The sequence below is a fragment of the Kitasatospora sp. NPDC093102 genome (assembly GCF_040683915.1).
In the GTDB taxonomy this organism is placed as follows: Bacteria; Actinomycetota; Actinomycetes; order Streptomycetales; family Streptomycetaceae; genus Kitasatospora.
The window spans coordinates 79,966-98,033 of the sequence record NZ_JBFBFA010000006.1 but is presented as its reverse complement, the minus strand read 5'-3'; the positions used below and the strand labels follow the sequence as shown (position 1 = coordinate 98,033).

Genomic DNA, 18,068 nt, shown 5'->3' with positions numbered 1-18,068 from the left:
GGGTGCCACCAGGGCCCGGCGGACTCCGCGGAACGTGGACATCACCGAGGGACGGGAGCGGGCCCGATGAGCGCAGAGGTGGCGGAGGTCCAGGCGTTCCTGGACGGCGGCGTCGGACGGCTCGTGCTGAACCGTCCGCGGGCACTCAACTCACTGACCCACGGCATGGTCACCGCCCTGCGCGCCACCCTGGACGACTGGGCCGTCGACGACCGGATACGCGCCGTCGTGCTGACGGGCGCGGGCGAGCGCGGCCTGTGCGCGGGCGGCGACATCCGCGCGATGCACGACGACGCCAAGGCGGGCGGGGCCGGCACCCGGGCGTTCTTCCGCGACGAGTACCGGCTGAACGCGCTGATCGCCCGCTACCCGAAGCCCTACGTCGCGGTGCTGGACGGCATCACCATGGGCGGCGGCGTCGGCGTGTCCGCCCACGGCGCGGTGCGGATCGTCACCGAGCGCTCCACCGTCGCGATGCCCGAGACCCGGATCGGCATCGCCCCGGACGTCGGCGGCAGCCGGCTGCTCGCCCACGCCCCGGGCGAGTTGGGCACCCACCTCGCGCTCACCGCGGCCTCGATGGGCCCGGGCGACGCCCTGCTGTGCGGTTTCGCGGACCACTTCGTGCCCTCCCCGCGCATCCCGGACCTGCTCGACGCCCTGGGCCGGAGGACCGCTGCGGCGACCGGGAGCACCACCGCCGAGGTCGCCGCCCTCGTCTCCGCGCACGCCGAGCCCGCGCCACCCGCCGCACTGGCCGCCCAGCGCAGCTGGATCGACGCCTGCTACGCGGCCGACACGGTCGAGGAGATCGTCGAACGGTTGCTGGACTCCGGTGTCCCCGAGGCGAAGGAGGCTGCCGAAGCCGTCCTGGCGAACTCACCGACCGCCGTCAAGACCACCCTGGCCGCGCTGCGCCGCGCCCGTACGCTCCCCTCGCTGGAGGCCGTGCTCGACCAGGAGTACCGGATCTCCTGCGCCGCGCTGGAGGGGCACGACATGGTCGAGGGCATCCGCGCGCAGGTGATCGACAAGGACCGCAACCCCCGCTGGAGGCCCGGCACGCTCGCCGAGGTGACGGCGGCGGATGTCGCCCGTTTCCTCGCCCCGCGCCAGGGCGACGAGCTGGGCCTGGCGTGACCCCCGCCCGGCTTCGGCCTCTCGGACAGCCGCGCGGCGGCTCGGCGGCGCGGCGGCACTTCGGGGTGGACGCCGAGTCGGTGACGGTCGCGGCGCCGGCCGCTCCGGCCCGCCGGGGCGAGGTCACGGCGGAGACCGTACGGCGCGCGGCGGAGCGCTACGGCGTCCGCTTCTGACCGGCTCGACTTCCGCCCGCCTCCGCGGCCTGGTGACCGGCGTCTCGCATACCAAGACTGGCGCGAGGCGGGGCGCGTCGTAGATCGTTGGGTGGTCAGGGCGCGCCCACGGGCGCCGAGCAGCGGAAATGGGAGTCGACGGCGATGACCGAGACCGAGACCTACGAGACGATCCTGGTCGAGCGCAAGGGCCGGGTGGGGCTGATCACGCTCAACCGGCCCAAGGCGCTCAACGCGCTGAACACCCAGCTGATGAACGAGGTGGTCGCCGCGGCGACCGCCTTCGACCGGGACCCGGAGATCGGCTGTCTGGTGATCACCGGCTCGGAGAAGGCCTTCGCGGCCGGCGCCGACATCAAGGAGATGCAGGGCAACCGGTTCCCGGACGTCTACCTGGACGACTGGCTGGGCCCGTGGGACCGGCTCGGCGCCCTGCGCAAGCCGGTGATCGCGGCGGTGGCCGGGTTCGCGCTGGGCGGCGGCTGCGAGCTGGCGATGCTGTGCGACATCCTGCTGGCGGCGGACACCGCGAAGTTCGGACAGCCGGAGATCAAGCTCGGGGTCATCCCCGGCATCGGCGGCTCGCAGCGGCTGACCCGCGCGGTCGGCAAGGCGAAGGCCATGGAGCTGTGCCTGACCGGCCGGATGATGGGCGCCGAGGAGGCCGAGCGGGCCGGACTGGTCTCCCGGATCGTCCCCGCCGACCAGCTGCTGTCCGAGGCGCTGGCCACCGCCGAGACGGTCGCGGCGATGTCCGCTCCGGCGGCGATCATGATGAAGGAGAGCGTCAACCGGGCCTTCGAGACCACCCTGGCCGAGGGCGTCCGCTTCGAGCGCCGGCTCTTCCACGCGGCCTTCGCCACGGCGGACCAGAAGGAGGGCATGGCGGCCTTCGCCGAGAAGCGCCCGCCGGAGTTCCAGAACCGCTGACGACGGAGGACGGCCGACAGATGACAGCTGACAGATTTCAGATGTTGAAATCTGTCAGCTGAACTCTGTCGGCCGTCGACTGTTCGCCGTCCGCTGTGCGCCGCCGGCTGCCCCGGCCGCCGGCCGACAGTCGCCACCTGCCGTGCGTCGGCCCTCCGCCGCACTCAGCCCTGTTCCTCCTCCACCGCCACCGTGTTCAGCCGGGCGAGCCCGCTTCGGGTGGCGGCGACCACGATCTGGTCGCCCGGGACGAGCCGCCGGGTACGGTCGGGGAAGTTCCACTGCAACTGCCCGCCGTGGGCGAAGCGCACGGCGATCACCCGGACGCCGCCCGGGTCCTCCAGGTCGTGCCGGTTCATCCCGATCAGCCCGCCGCCGTCCTCCACCTTCAGCTCGGCGATCAGCAGCACGTGCCGCAGCACCGACAGCATGCCGCGCACCTCGCGCCCCATCAGCGCCGCCGCGAAGGCGGGCGCGGCCAGGTAGGACACCGACCGGGAGGCCGCGTTGTCCAGGGTCTTGTAGAAGTGGCTCGCGAAGTCGTCCTCGAACAGCCGCACCACCACCCGGACCTCGGGATTGCCGTGGCGCGCCTCCAGGGCCGCCTCCAGGTTGGTGGCGTCGTCCCCGCTGACCGCGACCAGCGCCCGACTGTGCTTCAGCCGGGCCCGGCGCAGCTGCTGCTCGAACGGGCCGTCGCCCATCACCACCGGGATCCCCAGCGCCCGTACGGCGGCGATGCCGCGTGCCTGCGGGTCCCGCTCCATGCAGACCACGGGCACGCCCATGTCGTGCAGTTGGGTCGCGACCCGGGTGCCGACGTTGCCGAGACCGACGACGATCACGTGGTCCCGGGTGCCCGCCCCGGGGTTGCGCGGTTGCCCGCGCCGCCCGGAGCCGAGCACCTCGACCGCGATGGCGGTGGCGACCGGCGCGAAGGTGATCCCGCAGATGGTGATCACCACCTGCGCGACCCGCTGCCAGAACCCTCCGGTGCCCGTCCCGGCGGAGATGTCGGAGAGCTGGTCCGGCTGGGCGGCGCCGGCCAGGTCGAGCAGCGCGATGTAGACGGTCCAGCCGAAGTTCCGGTTGAGGTACCAGAGCACCCCGAAGGCCAGCAGCACCGCCGCGAGGGCGGTGAGCAGCACCAGTCGCATCCGGGCGCTGGTGAAGAAGCGCATGGTGTCGAGCAGCCGCCAGCGCAGCCGTCGCATCCAGTCGGTCGGTTCCCGGGGCTCGATCCGCAGCACCTGGAGCGCCGCCCGGCCGCCCGGTTCCTCCTCCGGAGCGGGGTGGCCCGACGGTACCGGTTCACGCCGTACACCATCGGGCCGGATCGGCCCGCGGTCGCCGAACTCGCTGGCGAGCCGGACGAATTCGGCCGAGTCGCCCTGCTGCTCGGGCAGCAGCCGGATCCTGCCGAGGTCCTGCCGGTCAATGTGGTCGGCGACCACGCAGATCCGGTCGGAGGTGATCTCGTCGTCGAACGCGATGTGCAGGTAACGCCCCTCGATCTCCACCGAGTTGGGCCGCCCGAGCGCCGCGGAGGCGAAGGCCGGAGCGGCGGTGGCGGAGCCGGAGAGCGCGGCACCGTTCTTGAGCAGCCGTTCGATGTTCTCGCCGAGCCGCTGGTTGAACATCCGGAACACGATGCGGATGTCCGGGTTGTGGTTCTGGGCGCTGAGTGCGGCGTGGATGTTCTCCTGGTCGCTCCCCTCGACCAGGGCGAGACCGCGCGCGGTGCCGATGGACACCGCGCGCAGCGCCTCCTCGGTGACGCTGGCGTACTCCACGACCGCTGCGACTCCGGAGAGTTGCTCGATCTGCGGCGCGTGGTCGCGGGTCCGGTCGGCGACCAGGACGACGACCGGGACCTCGTAGTGCTCGACGAGTTCCAGGACCAGTCGGTGCGCCAGCGCGTTGCCCCCGCAGACGATGTAGTGCTGACTGATCGGCTCGACCGGAGGGGTCCCCCACCCTTCAGAAGTCATACCGACGGATGATATCGACGACAAGTGTCCGGAGGGTGACGTTCCGGCGACCGCGGCGGATCCCCCGAACGGCCGAATCCGGCGCGCGGCCCGGCGGCGGCGCGGAGAGGCTGGGCTTCGTTCCCTGCCCGTCAGCCGGCCGATCCGACCTCACCCGTCGTGCGTCACACGACCAGCGTGTCACCCGTCGCCCGGCGTCAGCTCAAGGAGTACGCCACCGTGGCCCCTCCGATCATCACCCCCGACGGTACCCCGGTCCAGGGCCCGCTCGGACTGCTCGCCAAAGCCGCCTGGCAGGTCCTGCTGGTCGCCGGACTCGTCTCGCTCGCACTCGGGATCGTGGTCTTCGTCTGGCCCCGGGAGACGCTCCTGGTGGTGGGCGTGCTGTTCGGCCTCTACCTGCTGGTGATCGGCATCGTTCAGCTGGTCGCCGCGTTCGGCACCCACTCCACCACCGCGCTACGGGTGCTGGCCTTCATCAGCGGCGCGATCTGCGTGCTGCTGGGGCTGCTCTGTTTCCGCAGTGCGGCGCAGTCGCTGCTGCTGCTCGCGCTCTGGATCGGGATCGGCTGGCTGTTCCGCGGCATCACCCAGCTCGCCGCCGCGATCTCCGACCCGCTGATGCCCGCCCGGGGCTGGCAGGCCTTCGCGGGCGTGGCCAACACCCTGGCCGGCGTGCTGCTGATGGTCTGGCCGGCCGGGTCGATCACCGCGCTGACCGTGCTGGCCGGGTGCTGGCTGGTGATCCTGGGCCTGATCGAGATCGTGACGGCGTTCCAGGTCCGTAGCCGGGCCAAGCAGATCCCGTCGGGGGTCTGACCGCACGCCCCGCAGGCCGCCACCTCCCGGAGGCGGCCATCCCGCGGGGACCGTCACCCGCGTTTCGGCAGCACGTCGAAACGGCGCAGCAGCTCGTCGGCCGTGAGCTCCCGGACCTGGGTGAGGCAGCAGGCCTCGCCCAGGCCGGGTAGCGCTCCTCGAACCGGGTGTGGCCGGCGGGGTGTGCGGTCATGAGGGCGATGCTGCCGGACGCCTCGGACAGCGCCCGCCCGAGGCCGTCAGAGCCAGACCGGTTCGTCCGTTCCCCAGCGTCCCGGCGGGCGCGACCAGTCGGCGGGCGCCCCCTCGTACCCGATCGGCGGCAGGGCGTGGCGCAGCCGGCCGCACGCGGAGTCGGTCTCGGCCAGCCACCGGGAGGGGTCGTACGGTCCGGGCGAGGCTCCCTGGGGCGCCTCCGGCTCGATGCCGTGCAGCAGCCAGGAGGCCGTGCCGGCGAGGGAGAACCGCAGGTGGCGGCCGCCGGGGCGGCGGGTGCGCTGGTCGGTGAGGGATCGCAGGACGGCGGCCGCGATGAGGTAGCCGGTGCCGTGGTCGAGGGCCTGGGCGGGCAGCACGCCGGGGCGGCCGTCGGGGGCGGCCTCGTGGGCGGCGATGCCGACGCCCGCCTGGACCAGGCTGTCGAAGCCGCGCCGGTCGGCCCAGGGGCCGGTCCAGCCCCAGGCGCAGAGCTGGACGAGGATCAGGTCCGGGCGGCGGGCGAACAGCGCGTCGGGGCCGAGGCCGTGGGCGTCGAGGGCACCGGGCCGGTAGCCGGTGACGAGGACGTCGGCGGTGGCGAGCAGGTCCTCGAAGACGGCGCGGTCGGCCGGCTCGGCGAGGTCGAGGCGGGTGGAGCGCTTGCCGAAGCCGGTGTCGGCGTGGGCGTCCTCGGCCTCGGGCAGTCGGGGCGAGTCGACGCGCAGGACGTCGGCGCCGAGCAGGGCGAGGGTGCGGGTGGCGACCGGTCCGGCGATCACCCGGGTGAGGTCGAGGACCCGGACCCCGGCGGCGGGCCGGTCCACCGGGGCCTCACCGAGCGGCCGGACCGGCGCGGTCCCGGCAGCGGCACCGATGTCCCGGTGCTCCACGAGGGGGTGCAGGGCAGGGCTCACCGGCGCGACGGCCACCGCGAGCGCCCCCGCCTCGTACGCGCGCTCCTGGATCCGCTCGGCCGGCAGCTTGCCGAGCGTGTCGGCGAGCTGCTCGGGCCCGGCGTCTGCGGCGAGGCCGAGGGCGGAGAGCAGCCGGGTGCGGTGGTGCGGGTAGTTGGCGTGGGTGCGTACCCAGCCGTCGGCGGTGCGCCAGAAGCCGGAGTGCGGGGCGAAGCTGACCGGCGTGCGGCCGTCGATCGTCAGGTACCGCTCGCTGACGAAGGCGGTGCCGACCACGCCCTGGTCCACCCGGACGACGGGGACGGGCGCGCCGCTGCGGCGGGCGGCGAGCTCGGCCGCGGCCAGCGAGCAGACGGCCACGGTGGCCCGGGCGAGCCGGCGTACCGGGAGGCCGGAGGGCAGGACGTCGTCCGGGCCGTGGAAGGCCACCCGGTCCAGCAGTTCGGCCGCTCCGCCCAGGGCCGCCCAGGCGTCGGCGGTGGGGCGGTCGGCGGGTTCGCCGCCCGATCGGCCGCCGTGGCCCAGGGGACCGGCGGTTCCGGTGGTTCGTGCTGCTCCGGTGGTTCCTTCTGGCAACGGACGATCAGTCATGCCCGGCATTGTGCTCCCGTTCTCAGGCGCTCGCTGTGACGCCCGCCACCAGCATCAGCAGCACCGCCGAGACCACGGTCATCCGGCGGGCCGCCTGCGGGGTGCCGCCGAACCGGCCGCCGAGCCGCCCGCTGGCGTGCGCGACCAGCCCGTACACCACCGCGCAGGCCAGGACGTTGAGCGAGCCGAGCGCGAGCACCTGGCCGCTGACCGGCAGCGCGGCGGCCGGGTCGACGAACTGCGGCACCAGGGAGAGGTAGAGCAGCAGCCCCTTGGGGTTGAGCAACGCGGTCAGCATGCTCTGGCGCAGCACGGTCGCGGTGGGCTGCGGCTTGGGCGCGGTCAGGGCGGCGGCGCCCCCGCCCTTGCGCAGCGCCAGCAGCATCATGACGGCCAGTACCAGCAGGTACGCGGCGCCGGTGAGGCGCAGCACGGGCAGGGCGGCCGGGACGGCGCGCAGCGCGGCGGCCAGTCCGGCGCTGGAGAGCAGGGTGTGGACGGCGTACCCGGCGCAGACCCCGCCGACCGCGGTCAGCGCGGCACGGCGTCCCTGGCCGAGGCCTCGGGCGGCTATGTAGAGCCAGTCGGGGCCCGGGGTGCAGACCAGCAGCAGGTCGACTCCGAGGAAGAGGAGGAGGGCGTGGGTGTCCATGGGCGTGGGCGTGGCCTGTCGTGCTCGTCGTGGTGTGGGCCCGGCGGGTCGGCCGGGGCTGTCCCGGCGCTCGGCCGAGGGCTGTCCCGGCGCTCGGCCGAGGGCTGTCCCGGCGGTCGGCCGGCGTGCCCCGGCGGTCGGCCGGGATGTCCCGGTGGCCGGTTCGGTCACTGAAGGTAGCCGGACGGGGCTGGCACGCGATGGCCACTTCACGCTGGTCAGGGCGGTGTTTTGGCAGAATATTGCGCCATGGACCGAATCGATCGCAGAATCCTCCGCGAGCTCCAGCAGGACGGGCGCCTGACCAACGCCGAGCTGGCCTCCCGGGTGGACCTCACCCCTTCCCCCTGCCTGCGCCGGGTACGCCAGCTGGAGCAGGACGGCGTGATCCGCGGCTACCGGGCGATGCTGGACGGCGCGGCGGTCGGCCGCGGCTTCCAACCCTTCGTGACGATCACCATGCGCCACGAGGACCAGGTGACGGTCGCCGAGTTCGAGCGCCGGGTGGCCGAACTGCCGGAGGTGGTGGAGGCGCACCGGCTGTTCGGCGAGCCCGACTACCTGCTGCGGATCGCGGTGGCCGACATCGCCGCGTACGAGCGCTTCATCACCGACGTGCTCTCCGGTCTGCCGGGCATCGCGCAGGTCAACTCACACCTGACGATGAAGCAGGTGAAGGCCGACCGGGGGCTGCCGGTCGGCAGGTAGGGTGCGAACCGGGGGCCTGTGCGGCCGCCCGTACGAGGGCAGAGCGACGCACTGCGACATGGGGGCTGAATTGCGCGTGATCCGCCGTCTCGACCTGGGGTACTTCGTCCGGCCGGCCACCGAGGTGGGCGGCCCGGAGCCGCGCGTGGAGCCGGTGCTCGCGTACCTGGTCCGGCGTCCGGAGGGGTTGCTGCTGTTCGACACCGGGATCGGCGGCGGCGAGCCGGAGACCGAGGCGCACTACCGCCCGGTCCGCCGCCCATTGCCGGAGGCGCTCGCCGCGGCCGGGGTCGCCGTCGCCGACATCGACCTGGTGGTCAACTGCCACCTGCACTTCGACCACTGCGGGGGCAACCCGCTGTTCGCCGGCACGCCCGTCCTGGGCCAGGCGGACGAGCTGGCCACCGCCCGGCGCGGCGGGTACACCATCGACGCGCTGGTCGACTACCCCGGCGCCGAGTACCGCGAGCTCGACGGCGAGACCGAGATCTGGCCGGGCGTGCGGGTGCTGCCCACCCCCGGCCACACTGCGGGCCACCAGTCGCTGCTGGTCGACCGCCCGGGCAGCGGGCCGGTCCTGTTGGCCGGGCAGGCGTACGACTTCGCCTCCGAGTACGGACAGGCGGTCCTCGCCCGGCGGGCAGCGCACGAGGGCGTGGCCGCTCCGCTGCCCGGCTACCGGACCTGGCTCGACCGGGTGGCGGAGCACGGGCCGCACCGGGTGCTGTTCGCACACGACCACGCGGTCTGGGAGCAGACCGACTAGCCGCGGGAACCCCGGCCGACCGGCCACGGGAGCACCGGCTGGGAGGCTCGGGAGGGTTCGGAAGGTCAGAAGGTGAAGCGCAGCGAGCGGACCCGGTGGTCGAAGCTGGACGGGACGAGCTGCGGCTCGCCGACCGACCGCGCCTCGGGGAGTCGGGTGAACAGCTCGCGGAACAGCGCCGTCATCTCCTGCCGGGCCAGGTGCGCGCCGAGGCAGTAGTGCGGACCGCCGCCGCCGAAGCCGAGGTGGGGGTTGGGCGTGCGGGTGATGTCGAAGGTGTCCGGGTCGGGGAAGACCTCCTCGTCGCGGTTGGCCGAGCCGTAGAACAGCGCGACCTTCTCGCCCGCGCGCAGCAGCGGGCCGCCGGGGCCGCCCAGCTCGTGGTCCACGGCGAGGGTCCGGTTGAACTGGATGATCGGCGTGGCGTGGCGGACCATCTCGTCCACCGCGCCACCGAGCCGCCCGTCGAGGTCGGCGAGCAGCAGGGCGCGCTGCTCAGGGTGGACGGTCAGCAGGTGCAGGCCGTGGGCCAGCGCGTTGCGGGTCGTCTCGACCCCGGCGACCAGCAGCAGGCTGAAGAAGGCGCCCAGCTCGCGCCCGGTGAGCCGACGGCCGTCCACGTCCGCGGTGACCAGCGCGGAGATCAGGTCCTCCTCCGGCCGGCGACGGCGTCGGCGGCCGATCCCGGCGACGATGCCCTGCATCCGGGCGAGCGCCCGCAGCCCGCGCCCGGGCGCCCGGAACCGGCGGCGCAGCGGGCGGGCCACCCCGATGTCCTCGGAGGTGCGGTTGACCAGGTCCAGGATTTCGCGGCGCGGCCGCTCCGGGATGCCCATCATGGTGCAGATCACCTGGAACGGAAGCTCGGCGGCGACTGCGGTCACGAAGTCCTCCGGCCGCTCCTTCTCGATCCGGTCGACCAGGTCGGCGCTGATCCGCCGGACGTCCTCCTCGACCCGGTCGAGCAGCCGCGGGGTGAACGCCCGCGAGACGATCCGGCGCAGCTGGGCGTGGCGGGGGTCGTCCAGGTTGACCATCGAGTCGCCGAACAGCAGCCGGACCCAGCGGGCCGGGGCCGGGGTCGTCACGCCGGGGCCGCTGAGGAAGACGGCGGGGGTGCGGCCGGCCTCGACCACGTCGGCGTGGCGGACCAGGGCGTGGAAGCCCCGGCCGGTGGCGCGGTCGCCGAAGAACACCGGGCCGGAACGGCGCCGCAGCTCGGCGAAGGCGGCGGCGCGGGCGGGGGCGGGCAGCTGCCAGAAGCGGGGGTCGGCGAGGTCGACGGACTCGGGCGGGGCGGGGGCTTCGGCGGGGTCTGCGGACGCGGGCGGGCCGGAGGGCTCGGTCGAGTCTGCGGGCCCGGCCGCCTCGGCGGGCTCAGCAGCGTCGGCGAGGTCGGTGGGCTCGGGCGAGTCGACCTGCTCGGCGGCTCCGGGCTGCTCGGCGGGTTCGGCCTGTTCCGCGGCTCCGGGCTGCTCGGCACGTTCGGCCTGCTCCGCCGGTTCGGTCGCCTCCGCGGATGGGGCCGACCCGGCGGGCTCGGCCGACTCGGCGGGCTCCTCGGCCCGGACAGGAGCCGTCGCCTCTACCGCGGCCGTCGCCTGCTGTGGGACGGTCGGCTCGCCGGGGGCAGTGGACTCGGCAATGTCGGCAATGGGCGCCGAGGCATCCGTCGGGGTCTTCAAGGCCGAACCTCCCTGCTTCTGGACGGCACCACTTCGACACGCACCGTACTTGGGTGTGCACATTAAGTGAGCAGAGGATGTCCGCTGTCAAACCGCCCCGATGGTCGGACGAGCGGTTGTTCGGTTCGGCGCGCCGGGCAGGTGCGTCGGGCAGGTGCGTCGGCCAAAGGTGATCCGGTGGGCTGCGGGCCGGGCGGCCGGGCATGGTCTCATGACACAGAACCAGCCATGACCGGAGGGTGCGGTACGGGCCGGGCGGAGCGGGTGCGACGATGAGTGCCATCGTGATGACCGACCGGATCCGCCTGCTGCGCGCCGTGGTCTTCGCCGCGCTGTGCGTGGCAATGGCCGCCACCGCGCACGTCGCCATGGCCGGGTCCGGGGTCACGCCGACGGTGCTGGCCGGCGCGTTCGGGGCGATCCTCGGGCTGACCTGGCTGCTGGCCGGGAAACGGCGCGGGCTCGGCGTGATCAGCCTCTGGATGGTCGTGGCGCAGACCGCGCTGCACCAGCTGTTCGAACAGGCCGGGGCGCTCTCCCGAGGGGGCGGCGGCCTCGGCCGGCTCGCCACCACGGACTGGGCCGCCCTCCTGCTCTGCAACCCCGACCGGGCGCCCGGCGGGCTCTCCCCGGTCGAACTGGCACGGATGGCGGGTATCGACCCGGACGTCCCACCGGCCGCCGACAGCCTGCGGCCGACGGCGGGGACGCACCACGGGGCCGAGGGCACGACGGCCATGGACCCCGGCCCGCCCGGGATGGCCGGGATGACGGGGATGCCCGCCGGGCCGCACCCGATGCCGGACGGAACGTTCCACGGCAGCGGGTCGTACGACACGGCGCAGGACCTGGTGGGCGGACCGGCGCACGACATGGCGCACGGGATGTCCCACGGCATGTCGCCGGGGATGACCGCCGCCCACGTGCTCGCCGCGCTGGCGTGTGCGCTCCTGCTCTGGCGCGGTGACGCGGCGCTGGTCCGGCTCTTCGAGCTGCTCGGCGCGCTCGGCTCGGTGGTCGCCGGGGCTCTGCTGGTCCCACTGCTGGCGCTGTTCGCGCGCCCCTTCGGCTACCGGGCCCCGGCGACGCCCCACCCGGCCGCCGAACGGGCCCGGCCGCCCCGGTCGGCACTGCTGACGCATGCCGTGGTCCGGCGCGGGCCGCCGGCGTTCGCCCTCGCCTGCTGACGCGCCCGCCGCACTCTCCTCCCACCCCGGCCGCCTCCGGTCGCCGGGACGCCCGCGACGGGCAGGTCGCCCTGCCGTACGGCCGCGCCTTGCGCCGTCGTGCCGTCAGGGTGCGGGCCCGCGTCCACCGCCGGCCCCCTCAGGGGGCCGGCGTGCCGCGCGGCTGCCCATGGACGCCGACGGTGCCGCGCTGCGCGGCGCCGCTCCCCGCCTTCCCCTCGGGACCTTCCCATGCCTGACTTCGACGGCGCACCGGCTCCGGCCGGCGCCACCGTCCTGCCGTTCCCACTCCTCCGGGCGCGCCGGCCGCGCCTACCGTTCGACGGCCTGCGGGCCGTCCGGGGCACAGCCTCCCGGCCGGCCCTCGCTCGACTGGTCCTCGTCCAGCCGGGCCAACAGCCGGGCGGACCACTCGGGCGAGGGCCCGTCTGCGGCGCCCTCCCCCACCCGGCCGCGCAGTTGTTCGGCCCGGGCCAGCCACTCCCGGCAGCCGGCGCAGCGCGCGACGTGCTTGTCCAGCCGGACCTCCGGCAGGCCGCCCGGTTCGCCGTCGAGCCGGGCGGACAGAGCGATACGGAACTGCGCGCATCTCATGTGCCCATCGTCCCGCACGGCCGTACCGTCGGGAGCTGCCGGGTGGGGGGCCGCCGTGGATGACGAGCAGCTCACCGCACTGGCCCTGACCGCCCGCTCGGGGAGGGCGGCCGACGTCGAGGCCTTCGTCCGGGCGACCCAGCGGGACGTCTGGCGCTTCGTCGCCCACCTGACCGACGTGCAGTCCGCGGACGACCTCGCGCAGGAGACCTTTCTGCGCGCACTGCGCGGTCTGCCCGCGTTCGCGGGGCGCTCCTCGGCCCGCACCTGGCTGCTGTCGATCGCGCGGCGCACGGTGATCGACCGGTACCGGATGGCCGCCGCCCGGCCGCGCTGCGCGGCACTGCCGGACTGGCAGGAAGCGGCGGAGCGGCAGGGCGGCGCAGCTCCGGCCGGGTTCGAGGACGGCGTCGCGCTCGGCGACCTGCTCGACCGGGTGCCCGCCCAGCGGCGGGAGGCCTTCGTGCTGACACAGGTGGTCGGCCTGAGCTATGCCGAGGCGGCCGAGGTCGCCGGCTGCCCCGTCGGGACCGTCCGCTCCCGGGTCGCCCGGGCTCGGGAGGAACTGGTGGCACGCCTGCGCGCCGCGGAGACCGGGGAACTCGCGACCGCCTGCTGACTGGCGGAGGGGCGGTGGCGAACGGCTGACGGCTGACGGTGGACAACCGGCGGCGAACAGATGACAGATTTCGAAATCTGTCATCTGTTCGTTGAAAGTCGTCGGCCGTCGCCTGCCGACCGTCGACTGTTCGCCGCGCGCGCCACCGCGCCCAGCCTCACCCACCGACCCCGCCCCGCCCCACCCCGGGAAGAAATCCCCCAGGTGTTCGGAACCAGAACCCCTTCGCCCCCGACTGCTGTACCGGACCCCGCCGCCGAGGCGGTGTCCGGTCCGGCAGTACGGGAGACGGAGGGACTTCATGGCAGCGCAACGGACCCCGAACGCGCCATCCCTGACGGAGCATCAGGCACAGCAGCCGGTCGACCGCTGGAGTCTGGTCATAGCCGCCGGCCTGCTGTCGTTCGTCGCGATGCTCGACATGAACGTGGTCAACCTCGCGCTCACCGACATCTCGGCCGGCCTGCACGTCTCCCCCGGAGTCGCCCAGTGGGCCGTCCTCGGCTACCAACTCCCGCTCGTCGCCCTGCTGTTGCCCGCCGGACGATGGCTGGACCAGGTCGGCACCCGCTCGGCCCTGCTGCTCGCGGTCGGCTGCTTCGCCCTGTGCAGCGTGCTGGCCGCCTGCGCCCCGTGGGCCGGCTGGCTGATCGCGGCCCGGCTGTTCCAGGGCGCCTTCGGGGCGGTGCTCTTCGTCCTGATGCCGGTACTCGCCGCCACCTCCGTCCGGCCCGAGCTGCGCGGCCGGGCGATGAGCGTACCCGCGACGCTCGGTCCGCTCGGCGCCGTCACCGGGCCGGTGGTCGGCGGTCTGCTGCTGGACCACCTGGGCTGGCGGGCGATCTTCCTCGTCAAGCTGCCGGTCTGTCTGGCCGCCGTCCTGATCGTGCGGCGCCACGCCCCGCGCCGGGGCGGGCTGCGACCGCCCGACCGGGCCTCGCTCGGCGACGCCGCGCTGATCGGTGCTGCCGTGGCCGCCGTGCTGCTCGGGCTGACCCTGGCTCCGGAGGCGCCGCAGTGGCTGCTGCTCGCACTGCCCGCCGTGCCGCTGGTGCTGCTCTGGCTGCGCCGCCCGGGTGGGCGGCCGGTGGCCGAGGTGCTGCGGGCCGCCGGGACCGCCGGGGTCAACGCCTCGGTGCTGGCACTCGCCGCCGGCTTCGCCGCCTGCCACTACCTGCTCGCCCAGCACCTGCGCGGCCCCCGGGGCGAGAGCGCCACCGCGACCGCGCTCACCATGCTGGCGTTCCCCCTCGGCATGGTGCTGGCCGGCCGGATCGGCGGCCGGCTGGCCGACCGCTGGGGCACCCGGCCCACCGCGCTCACCGGCGCTGCCGTCACCACCCTCGGCCTGGCCCTGCTCGTCCCGCTGGACGCCGGCTGGTCCGCCCCCGACATCGCCGCACGACTCGCCCTCGCCGGTGCCGGGATGGGCCTCAACGGCGGCCCCACCCAGGCCCTGGTGATGTCCGCCTCCCCGCCCGGGAAGCTCGCCACCGCCGGCTCCGCCGTCCAGCTCGCCCGCAGCCTCGGCTTCGCTCTCGGCCCGGCCCTCGCCACCGCCGCCGCCCTCGCCGGGAGCCGCGACACCACCGGGACCCGCGCCGGGATCGCCCTGGCCGCCCTCGTCGCGGCGACGGCGGTCGTCCTGCTCGCCCCGCACCACCGCGGCAACCACAGCGACCGCAGCAGCCGCAGCTGACTCCGGGATCCGACGCGCAGCACCCCCCCGCTCACCGCATCCCGCACCCCGTGACAACCACCCGCCCCGCACCACCGAAGGATCACCCCCAGATGACCGACGCCACGCCCGACGCCCCGCGCTGCCCGTACGGGCACGACCGGCTCCCCTCCCCCGTCCCGCTGTACGGCCCGGAGTACAAGCGCGATCCGTACCCGCTCTACCGGCGGATGCGCGAGGCCGGGCCGGTGCACCGGGTGGAGTTCCCGAGCGGCATCCACGCCTGGCTGGTGACCGGCTACCGGGCCGCCCACTCGGCCCTCAACGACCCTCGTCTCGGCAAGAACCACACCCTGGGCAACGACAATTGGCGCCGACTCGCGTCGATCATGCCCGAGCCGCAGCACTCGCAGCTGCAGGTCCATCTGCTCCACCAGGACCCGCCCAAGCACACCTCGATGCGTCGGCTCGTACTGGACGCCTTCGCCCCGCGCCGGGTGGAGTCGCTGCGCCCCCGGTTCCGGGAACTGGCCGACGCGCTGGTGGACGAGCTGCCCGAGTCCGGCGGCGCGGACCTGGTGGCCGGCTTCGCGGCCCACTACCCCTTCCGGGTGCTCGCCGAAGTCATCGGTCTGCCACCCGAGCTGGCGGAGCGCTTCGACCGGGACTGGGGCAAGGTGGTCCAGCCGGTCGGCCCGCAGGACCCCGGCCGCCCGGCGTACGAGGCGCGGCTGCGCGGCCTCCAGACGTACATCGCCGACGTCGTCGCCCGCAAACGCGCCGACTGCCGGGAACCCGGTTGGGTGGCCCAGGAGGACCTGCTGGGCCGGCTCGTCGCCGCCCATGACGCGGGCGAGTTGAGCCGCGAGGAGCTCGACTCGATGGTGTTCCAACTGCTGGTCGCCGGGCAGGAACCGGTCACCAACCAGATCACCACCATGCTGGTCCCCCTGCTGCGCCACCCCGAGCAGCTCGCCCGGCTGCGCGAGGACGTCGACGATCCCGGCCGGCTCGCCCGGGCGGTGGAGGAACTGCTGCGCCACGACGCCTCGTTCGAGCTCACCACCTGGCGGTTCTTCGCCGAGGACAGCGATCTGTTCGGCACCACCATCCCGGCCGGAGACTCCGTGATCGTCTCGCTCTGCGCCGCCAACCGCGACGACGCGCAGTTCCCCGACCCCGACCACCTCGACCTCGACCGCACCCCCAACACCCACCTGGCCTTCGGCCACGGCATCCACTACTGCCCCGGGGCCGCGCTGGCCCGGGCCGAACTCCAGGTCGCCCTCGCCACCCTGCTCAGCCGACTGCCCGGCCTGCGCCCGGCCGAGGCGCCCGGCGACGGCCTGGCAGACCTGGCCTGGGTTCCCGCCGTCCTGGCGCGCGGGGTGAACCGGCTGCCGGTCGCCTACGACCGCCGCCGCTGACCCCCGGGACAAACGGCACCACCCGGCTCCGCCCGTCCGCAGCCCGCAGTCCCTGAACCGCAGCCCGTACCGCACCACCTTCCGTGGAGGACCCACCATGCCGCCCGTCGGCACCGCCCCTGCCGCCATCACCCCTGTCGCCACCCCCGCCACCCCCGCCACGACCCTCGAAGACCGTCCCTCGGCCGAACGGCTCGCCGCCCGCATCCTCGGCCTGCTGATGCCGCACCGCCGCGCCGCGGACCCGGATTTCGACGCCCGCCCGGAGCACTTCCCGCTCCAGCTCGCGCAGTTGACGGACTTCATCGCCGCCGGCGAACCGATCACCCTGACCCTGCCCGGCTTCCCCTGCAAGTCGCCGAACCCGGCGAAGGTGCTCGGCCACCTGCCCGACGAGGGCGAACGGCTTTCGCTGAGCTTCCTCGACGGGCTCTGCGCCGAGATCGGCCGCCTGCACGCGCCCGGTGCCCGCATCCTGATCTGCTCGGACGGGCATGTCTTCGGCGACCTGATCAACGTCCCGGACGACCACATAGACGCCTATTCGAACGCCCTGACCGCCATGATCGCCCGCGAGGGCCTGACCCACCTCGACACCTTCGACCTGCGGGCCGTCCTCGGCGACCTCCCCTACGACGAGAAGCGCGCCCGGGTGCACACCCAGTACGCGCCGAGCGTCGAGGAGTTGCGCGAACAGGTGCTGACCGAGGAGGAGACCCTGCGGCTCTACCGGGGCATCACCCGCTTCCTCACCGAGGACACCGTCGGCTTCACCGGCACCCGCTCCGCCCTCCAGCGGGAGTGCCGCCGCCGCGCCTACGGCGTGATCCAGCGCAGCCGCGCCTGGGGCGAGCTGATCGCCGAGCACCATCCGCGCGCCGTCCGGCTGTCCATCCACCCGCAGCCGGCCGGAACCGCCAAGTTCGGCATCCGGCTGCTGGAGGCGGCCGACGCATGGATGACGCCCTGGCACTCGGCAGCGCTCCACCGACCCGACGGAACGTGGGAGTTGCTGCGCAACGAGGAGGCCGCCCGGCTCGGCCGCCCGGTGCTGCGCGACGGCCGGCCGAGCCACTACGAGAGCTCAGGACCGTCCGACAAATGATCACCTGGCCGGTTCGTGGCGCCGGAGGGCCGGGGGCTCGGGGAAATTCCGAATTTCCGCCCCCGTAAGCCGCGCCCATTCGTGCCCGCATTTGCTTCTCGAACCACACCCCTATTCAACGGAACGCGTTCACGAGTGGACGGACGGTGACCTGTCGCGCGGATCCTTCTGGCCTGTGCTCTGCTTGAGGAAGCGGTCATCCGTGAAGACTCAGGCATGGGCCCGCAAGGTGGCGCGGCAAAACACCGACCACCGTTCAAAGCGGTTCATTCCCTTCTGTCGAGTCCGGTGGAATCGCCGCTATCCTTCACCAGGAAACGGATCGCTGCCCCCTGTCCGGCCCCGTCAGCGAGGGGGCATCAATCGGAGGGGTCATGCACACAGCTGAAGGGAGTAAAGATGAAGCGAGGAATAGTAGGCCTGGCACTCTCCGGGCTCCTGGCTGTCACGGCGCTGGGAGGAACGGCACATGCCGCCGAAAGCAAAAGTGCAGCACGCAGCGTGAGTGTGTACCTCACCAACGACACGGACTGCGACTGGACCTTGACCGGCCAAGGCATACCTCACGGTGAGTGGACGGTCCATCCTCCGAGCAAAATCATGAAGAACACCAAGAACAACCACATGCGCACCGAATCCAATGGAATCGGGACCGGGACCGAAGCCTGGGTCACCTACAAGGCTTACAACTGCAAGACGAGAACGGCCGAGGGAAAGCAGATCGCCTTCCACTGGGACAACCCGTTCTCCGGGACCAACAGCTACCATTTCGACGGCACGGACCGGGTGTTCGGCACGAACTATTCAGGGGGTAGCGGTGACAACGCCGTGGTGTACCCCAAGGTCTGGATCCAGCCGACGCACTAGTGCCGCATCGGCCGGCATTCG

At 73.7% G+C, this 18,068-nt stretch carries 16 protein-coding genes and 1 pseudogene; 12 read left to right on the top strand and 5 right to left on the bottom strand.

The window, feature by feature from the left end; all coding sequences use genetic code 11:
- Positions 1–66 precede the first annotated feature (66 nt).
- The 3 genes from AB0O11_RS11100 to AB0O11_RS11090 all read left to right on the top strand — a co-directional run bounded on the left by AB0O11_RS11100 (position 67) and on the right by AB0O11_RS11090 (position 2,246).
- A complete protein-coding gene (locus AB0O11_RS11100) occupies positions 67–1,140 on the top strand; it encodes an enoyl-CoA hydratase/isomerase family protein (protein ID WP_363384142.1) in 1,074 nt (357 codons plus the stop codon).
- Complete coding sequence (locus tag AB0O11_RS11095; protein WP_363384139.1) at positions 1,137–1,316, top strand: hypothetical protein; 180 nt, start codon at positions 1,137–1,139, stop codon at positions 1,314–1,316. Before AB0O11_RS11100 ends, AB0O11_RS11095 begins: the two co-directional genes overlap by 4 nt.
- 144 nt (positions 1,317–1,460) lie before the next feature.
- Positions 1,461–2,246: an enoyl-CoA hydratase gene (locus AB0O11_RS11090; RefSeq protein ID WP_363384136.1), complete on the top strand. Its 786-nt coding sequence runs from the start codon at positions 1,461–1,463 to the stop codon at positions 2,244–2,246.
- Between the two features lie 164 nt (positions 2,247–2,410).
- Here the strand turns inward: AB0O11_RS11090 and AB0O11_RS11085 are convergent, their stop codons facing one another.
- Positions 2,411–4,237, bottom strand: a complete 1,827-nt coding sequence (locus tag AB0O11_RS11085; protein WP_363384133.1) for an NAD-binding protein — start codon at positions 4,235–4,237, stop codon at positions 2,411–2,413.
- Positions 4,238–4,456: 219 nt separating this feature from the next.
- On the opposite strand from AB0O11_RS11085, the gene AB0O11_RS11080 reads away from it, so the two are divergent.
- Positions 4,457–5,056 carry an HdeD family acid-resistance protein gene (locus AB0O11_RS11080; RefSeq protein ID WP_363384130.1) on the top strand — a complete coding sequence of 200 codons (600 nt, stop codon included), beginning with the start codon at positions 4,457–4,459 and terminating at the stop codon, positions 5,054–5,056.
- Positions 5,057–5,295: 239 nt separating this feature from the next.
- Here the strand turns inward: AB0O11_RS11080 and AB0O11_RS11075 are convergent, their stop codons facing one another.
- Together AB0O11_RS11075 and AB0O11_RS11070 are read right to left on the bottom strand one after the other, a co-directional pair.
- On the bottom strand, positions 5,296–6,759 hold the full coding sequence (locus tag AB0O11_RS11075; protein WP_363384127.1) for a CoA transferase: 1,464 nt from the start codon (positions 6,757–6,759) through the stop codon (positions 5,296–5,298).
- A 22-nt stretch (positions 6,760–6,781) separates the two neighbouring features.
- Positions 6,782–7,411, bottom strand: coding sequence for a LysE family translocator (locus tag AB0O11_RS11070; protein ID WP_363384125.1), 630 nt, complete (start codon positions 7,409–7,411; stop codon positions 6,782–6,784).
- 249 nt (positions 7,412–7,660) lie between these two features.
- Here AB0O11_RS11070 and AB0O11_RS11065 point away from each other — a divergent pair, with 249 nt between their 5' ends.
- Positions 7,661–8,119 (top strand): Lrp/AsnC family transcriptional regulator, encoded by a 459-nt coding sequence (locus tag AB0O11_RS11065; protein WP_363384123.1) that lies wholly within the window; start codon positions 7,661–7,663, stop codon positions 8,117–8,119.
- A 58-nt stretch (positions 8,120–8,177) separates the two neighbouring features.
- Positions 8,178–8,885 (top strand): N-acyl homoserine lactonase family protein, encoded by a 708-nt coding sequence (locus tag AB0O11_RS11060; RefSeq protein ID WP_363384120.1) that lies wholly within the window; start codon positions 8,178–8,180, stop codon positions 8,883–8,885.
- A gap of 65 nt (positions 8,886–8,950) precedes the next feature.
- Here the strand turns inward: AB0O11_RS11060 and AB0O11_RS11055 are convergent.
- Positions 8,951–10,168, bottom strand: a pseudogene (locus AB0O11_RS11055) (cytochrome P450); the annotation flags it as partial.
- Between the two features lie 674 nt (positions 10,169–10,842).
- On the opposite strand from AB0O11_RS11055, the gene AB0O11_RS11050 reads away from it, so the two are divergent.
- Positions 10,843–11,757: a hypothetical protein gene (locus tag AB0O11_RS11050; RefSeq protein WP_363384117.1), complete on the top strand. Its 915-nt coding sequence runs from the start codon at positions 10,843–10,845 to the stop codon at positions 11,755–11,757.
- A 312-nt stretch (positions 11,758–12,069) separates the two neighbouring features.
- Here AB0O11_RS11050 and AB0O11_RS11045 read toward each other — a convergent pair whose 3' ends face one another.
- Positions 12,070–12,351, bottom strand: a complete 282-nt coding sequence (locus tag AB0O11_RS11045) for a zf-HC2 domain-containing protein (protein WP_363384115.1) — start codon at positions 12,349–12,351, stop codon at positions 12,070–12,072.
- Between the two features lie 55 nt (positions 12,352–12,406).
- On the opposite strand from AB0O11_RS11045, the gene AB0O11_RS11040 reads away from it, so the two are divergent.
- The 5 genes from AB0O11_RS11040 to AB0O11_RS11020 all read left to right on the top strand — a co-directional run bounded on the left by AB0O11_RS11040 (position 12,407) and on the right by AB0O11_RS11020 (position 18,047).
- Positions 12,407–12,970, top strand: a complete 564-nt coding sequence (locus AB0O11_RS11040) for a sigma-70 family RNA polymerase sigma factor (protein ID WP_224285265.1) — start codon at positions 12,407–12,409, stop codon at positions 12,968–12,970.
- A 301-nt stretch (positions 12,971–13,271) separates the two neighbouring features.
- A complete protein-coding gene (locus tag AB0O11_RS11035; protein ID WP_363384111.1) occupies positions 13,272–14,669 on the top strand; it encodes an MFS transporter in 1,398 nt (465 codons plus the stop codon).
- A 92-nt stretch (positions 14,670–14,761) separates the two neighbouring features.
- Positions 14,762–16,075 carry a cytochrome P450 gene (locus AB0O11_RS11030; RefSeq protein ID WP_363384108.1) on the top strand — a complete coding sequence of 438 codons (1,314 nt, stop codon included), beginning with the start codon at positions 14,762–14,764 and terminating at the stop codon, positions 16,073–16,075.
- A 220-nt stretch (positions 16,076–16,295) separates the two neighbouring features.
- Positions 16,296–17,180 carry an isocyanide synthase family protein gene (locus AB0O11_RS11025; RefSeq protein WP_363384701.1) on the top strand — a complete coding sequence of 295 codons (885 nt, stop codon included), beginning with the start codon at positions 16,296–16,298 and terminating at the stop codon, positions 17,178–17,180.
- 399 nt (positions 17,181–17,579) lie between these two features.
- Entirely contained in the window at positions 17,580–18,047 is a 468-nt protein-coding gene (locus tag AB0O11_RS11020; protein ID WP_363384107.1) for a hypothetical protein, read from the top strand.
- The last annotated feature ends 21 nt before the right edge of the window (positions 18,048–18,068 follow it).

What these genes read in the sequence shown, in the direction of transcription:
- AB0O11_RS11100 (WP_363384142.1), top strand. Translation starts at nt 67, where the DNA reads ATGAGCGCAGAGGTGGCGGAGGTCCAGGCGTTCCTGGACGGCGGCGTC.
- AB0O11_RS11090 (WP_363384136.1), top strand. Translation starts at nt 1,461, where the DNA reads ATGACCGAGACCGAGACCTACGAGACGATCCTGGTCGAGCGCAAGGGC.
- AB0O11_RS11085 (WP_363384133.1), bottom strand. Translation starts at nt 4,237, where the DNA reads ATGACTTCTGAAGGGTGGGGGACCCCTCCGGTCGAGCCGATCAGTCAG.
- AB0O11_RS11075 (WP_363384127.1), bottom strand. Translation starts at nt 6,759, where the DNA reads ATGACTGATCGTCCGTTGCCAGAAGGAACCACCGGAGCAGCACGAACC.
- AB0O11_RS11070 (WP_363384125.1), bottom strand. Translation starts at nt 7,411, where the DNA reads ATGGACACCCACGCCCTCCTCCTCTTCCTCGGAGTCGACCTGCTGCTG.
- AB0O11_RS11065 (WP_363384123.1), top strand. Translation starts at nt 7,661, where the DNA reads ATGGACCGAATCGATCGCAGAATCCTCCGCGAGCTCCAGCAGGACGGG.
- AB0O11_RS11060 (WP_363384120.1), top strand. Translation starts at nt 8,178, where the DNA reads ATGGGGGCTGAATTGCGCGTGATCCGCCGTCTCGACCTGGGGTACTTC.
- AB0O11_RS11050 (WP_363384117.1), top strand. Translation starts at nt 10,843, where the DNA reads ATGAGTGCCATCGTGATGACCGACCGGATCCGCCTGCTGCGCGCCGTG.
- AB0O11_RS11045 (WP_363384115.1), bottom strand. Translation starts at nt 12,351, where the DNA reads ATGAGATGCGCGCAGTTCCGTATCGCTCTGTCCGCCCGGCTCGACGGC.
- AB0O11_RS11035 (WP_363384111.1), top strand. Translation starts at nt 13,272, where the DNA reads ATGGCAGCGCAACGGACCCCGAACGCGCCATCCCTGACGGAGCATCAG.
- AB0O11_RS11030 (WP_363384108.1), top strand. Translation starts at nt 14,762, where the DNA reads ATGACCGACGCCACGCCCGACGCCCCGCGCTGCCCGTACGGGCACGAC.
- AB0O11_RS11025 (WP_363384701.1), top strand. Translation starts at nt 16,296, where the DNA reads ATGCCGCACCGCCGCGCCGCGGACCCGGATTTCGACGCCCGCCCGGAG.
- AB0O11_RS11020 (WP_363384107.1), top strand. Translation starts at nt 17,580, where the DNA reads ATGAAGCGAGGAATAGTAGGCCTGGCACTCTCCGGGCTCCTGGCTGTC.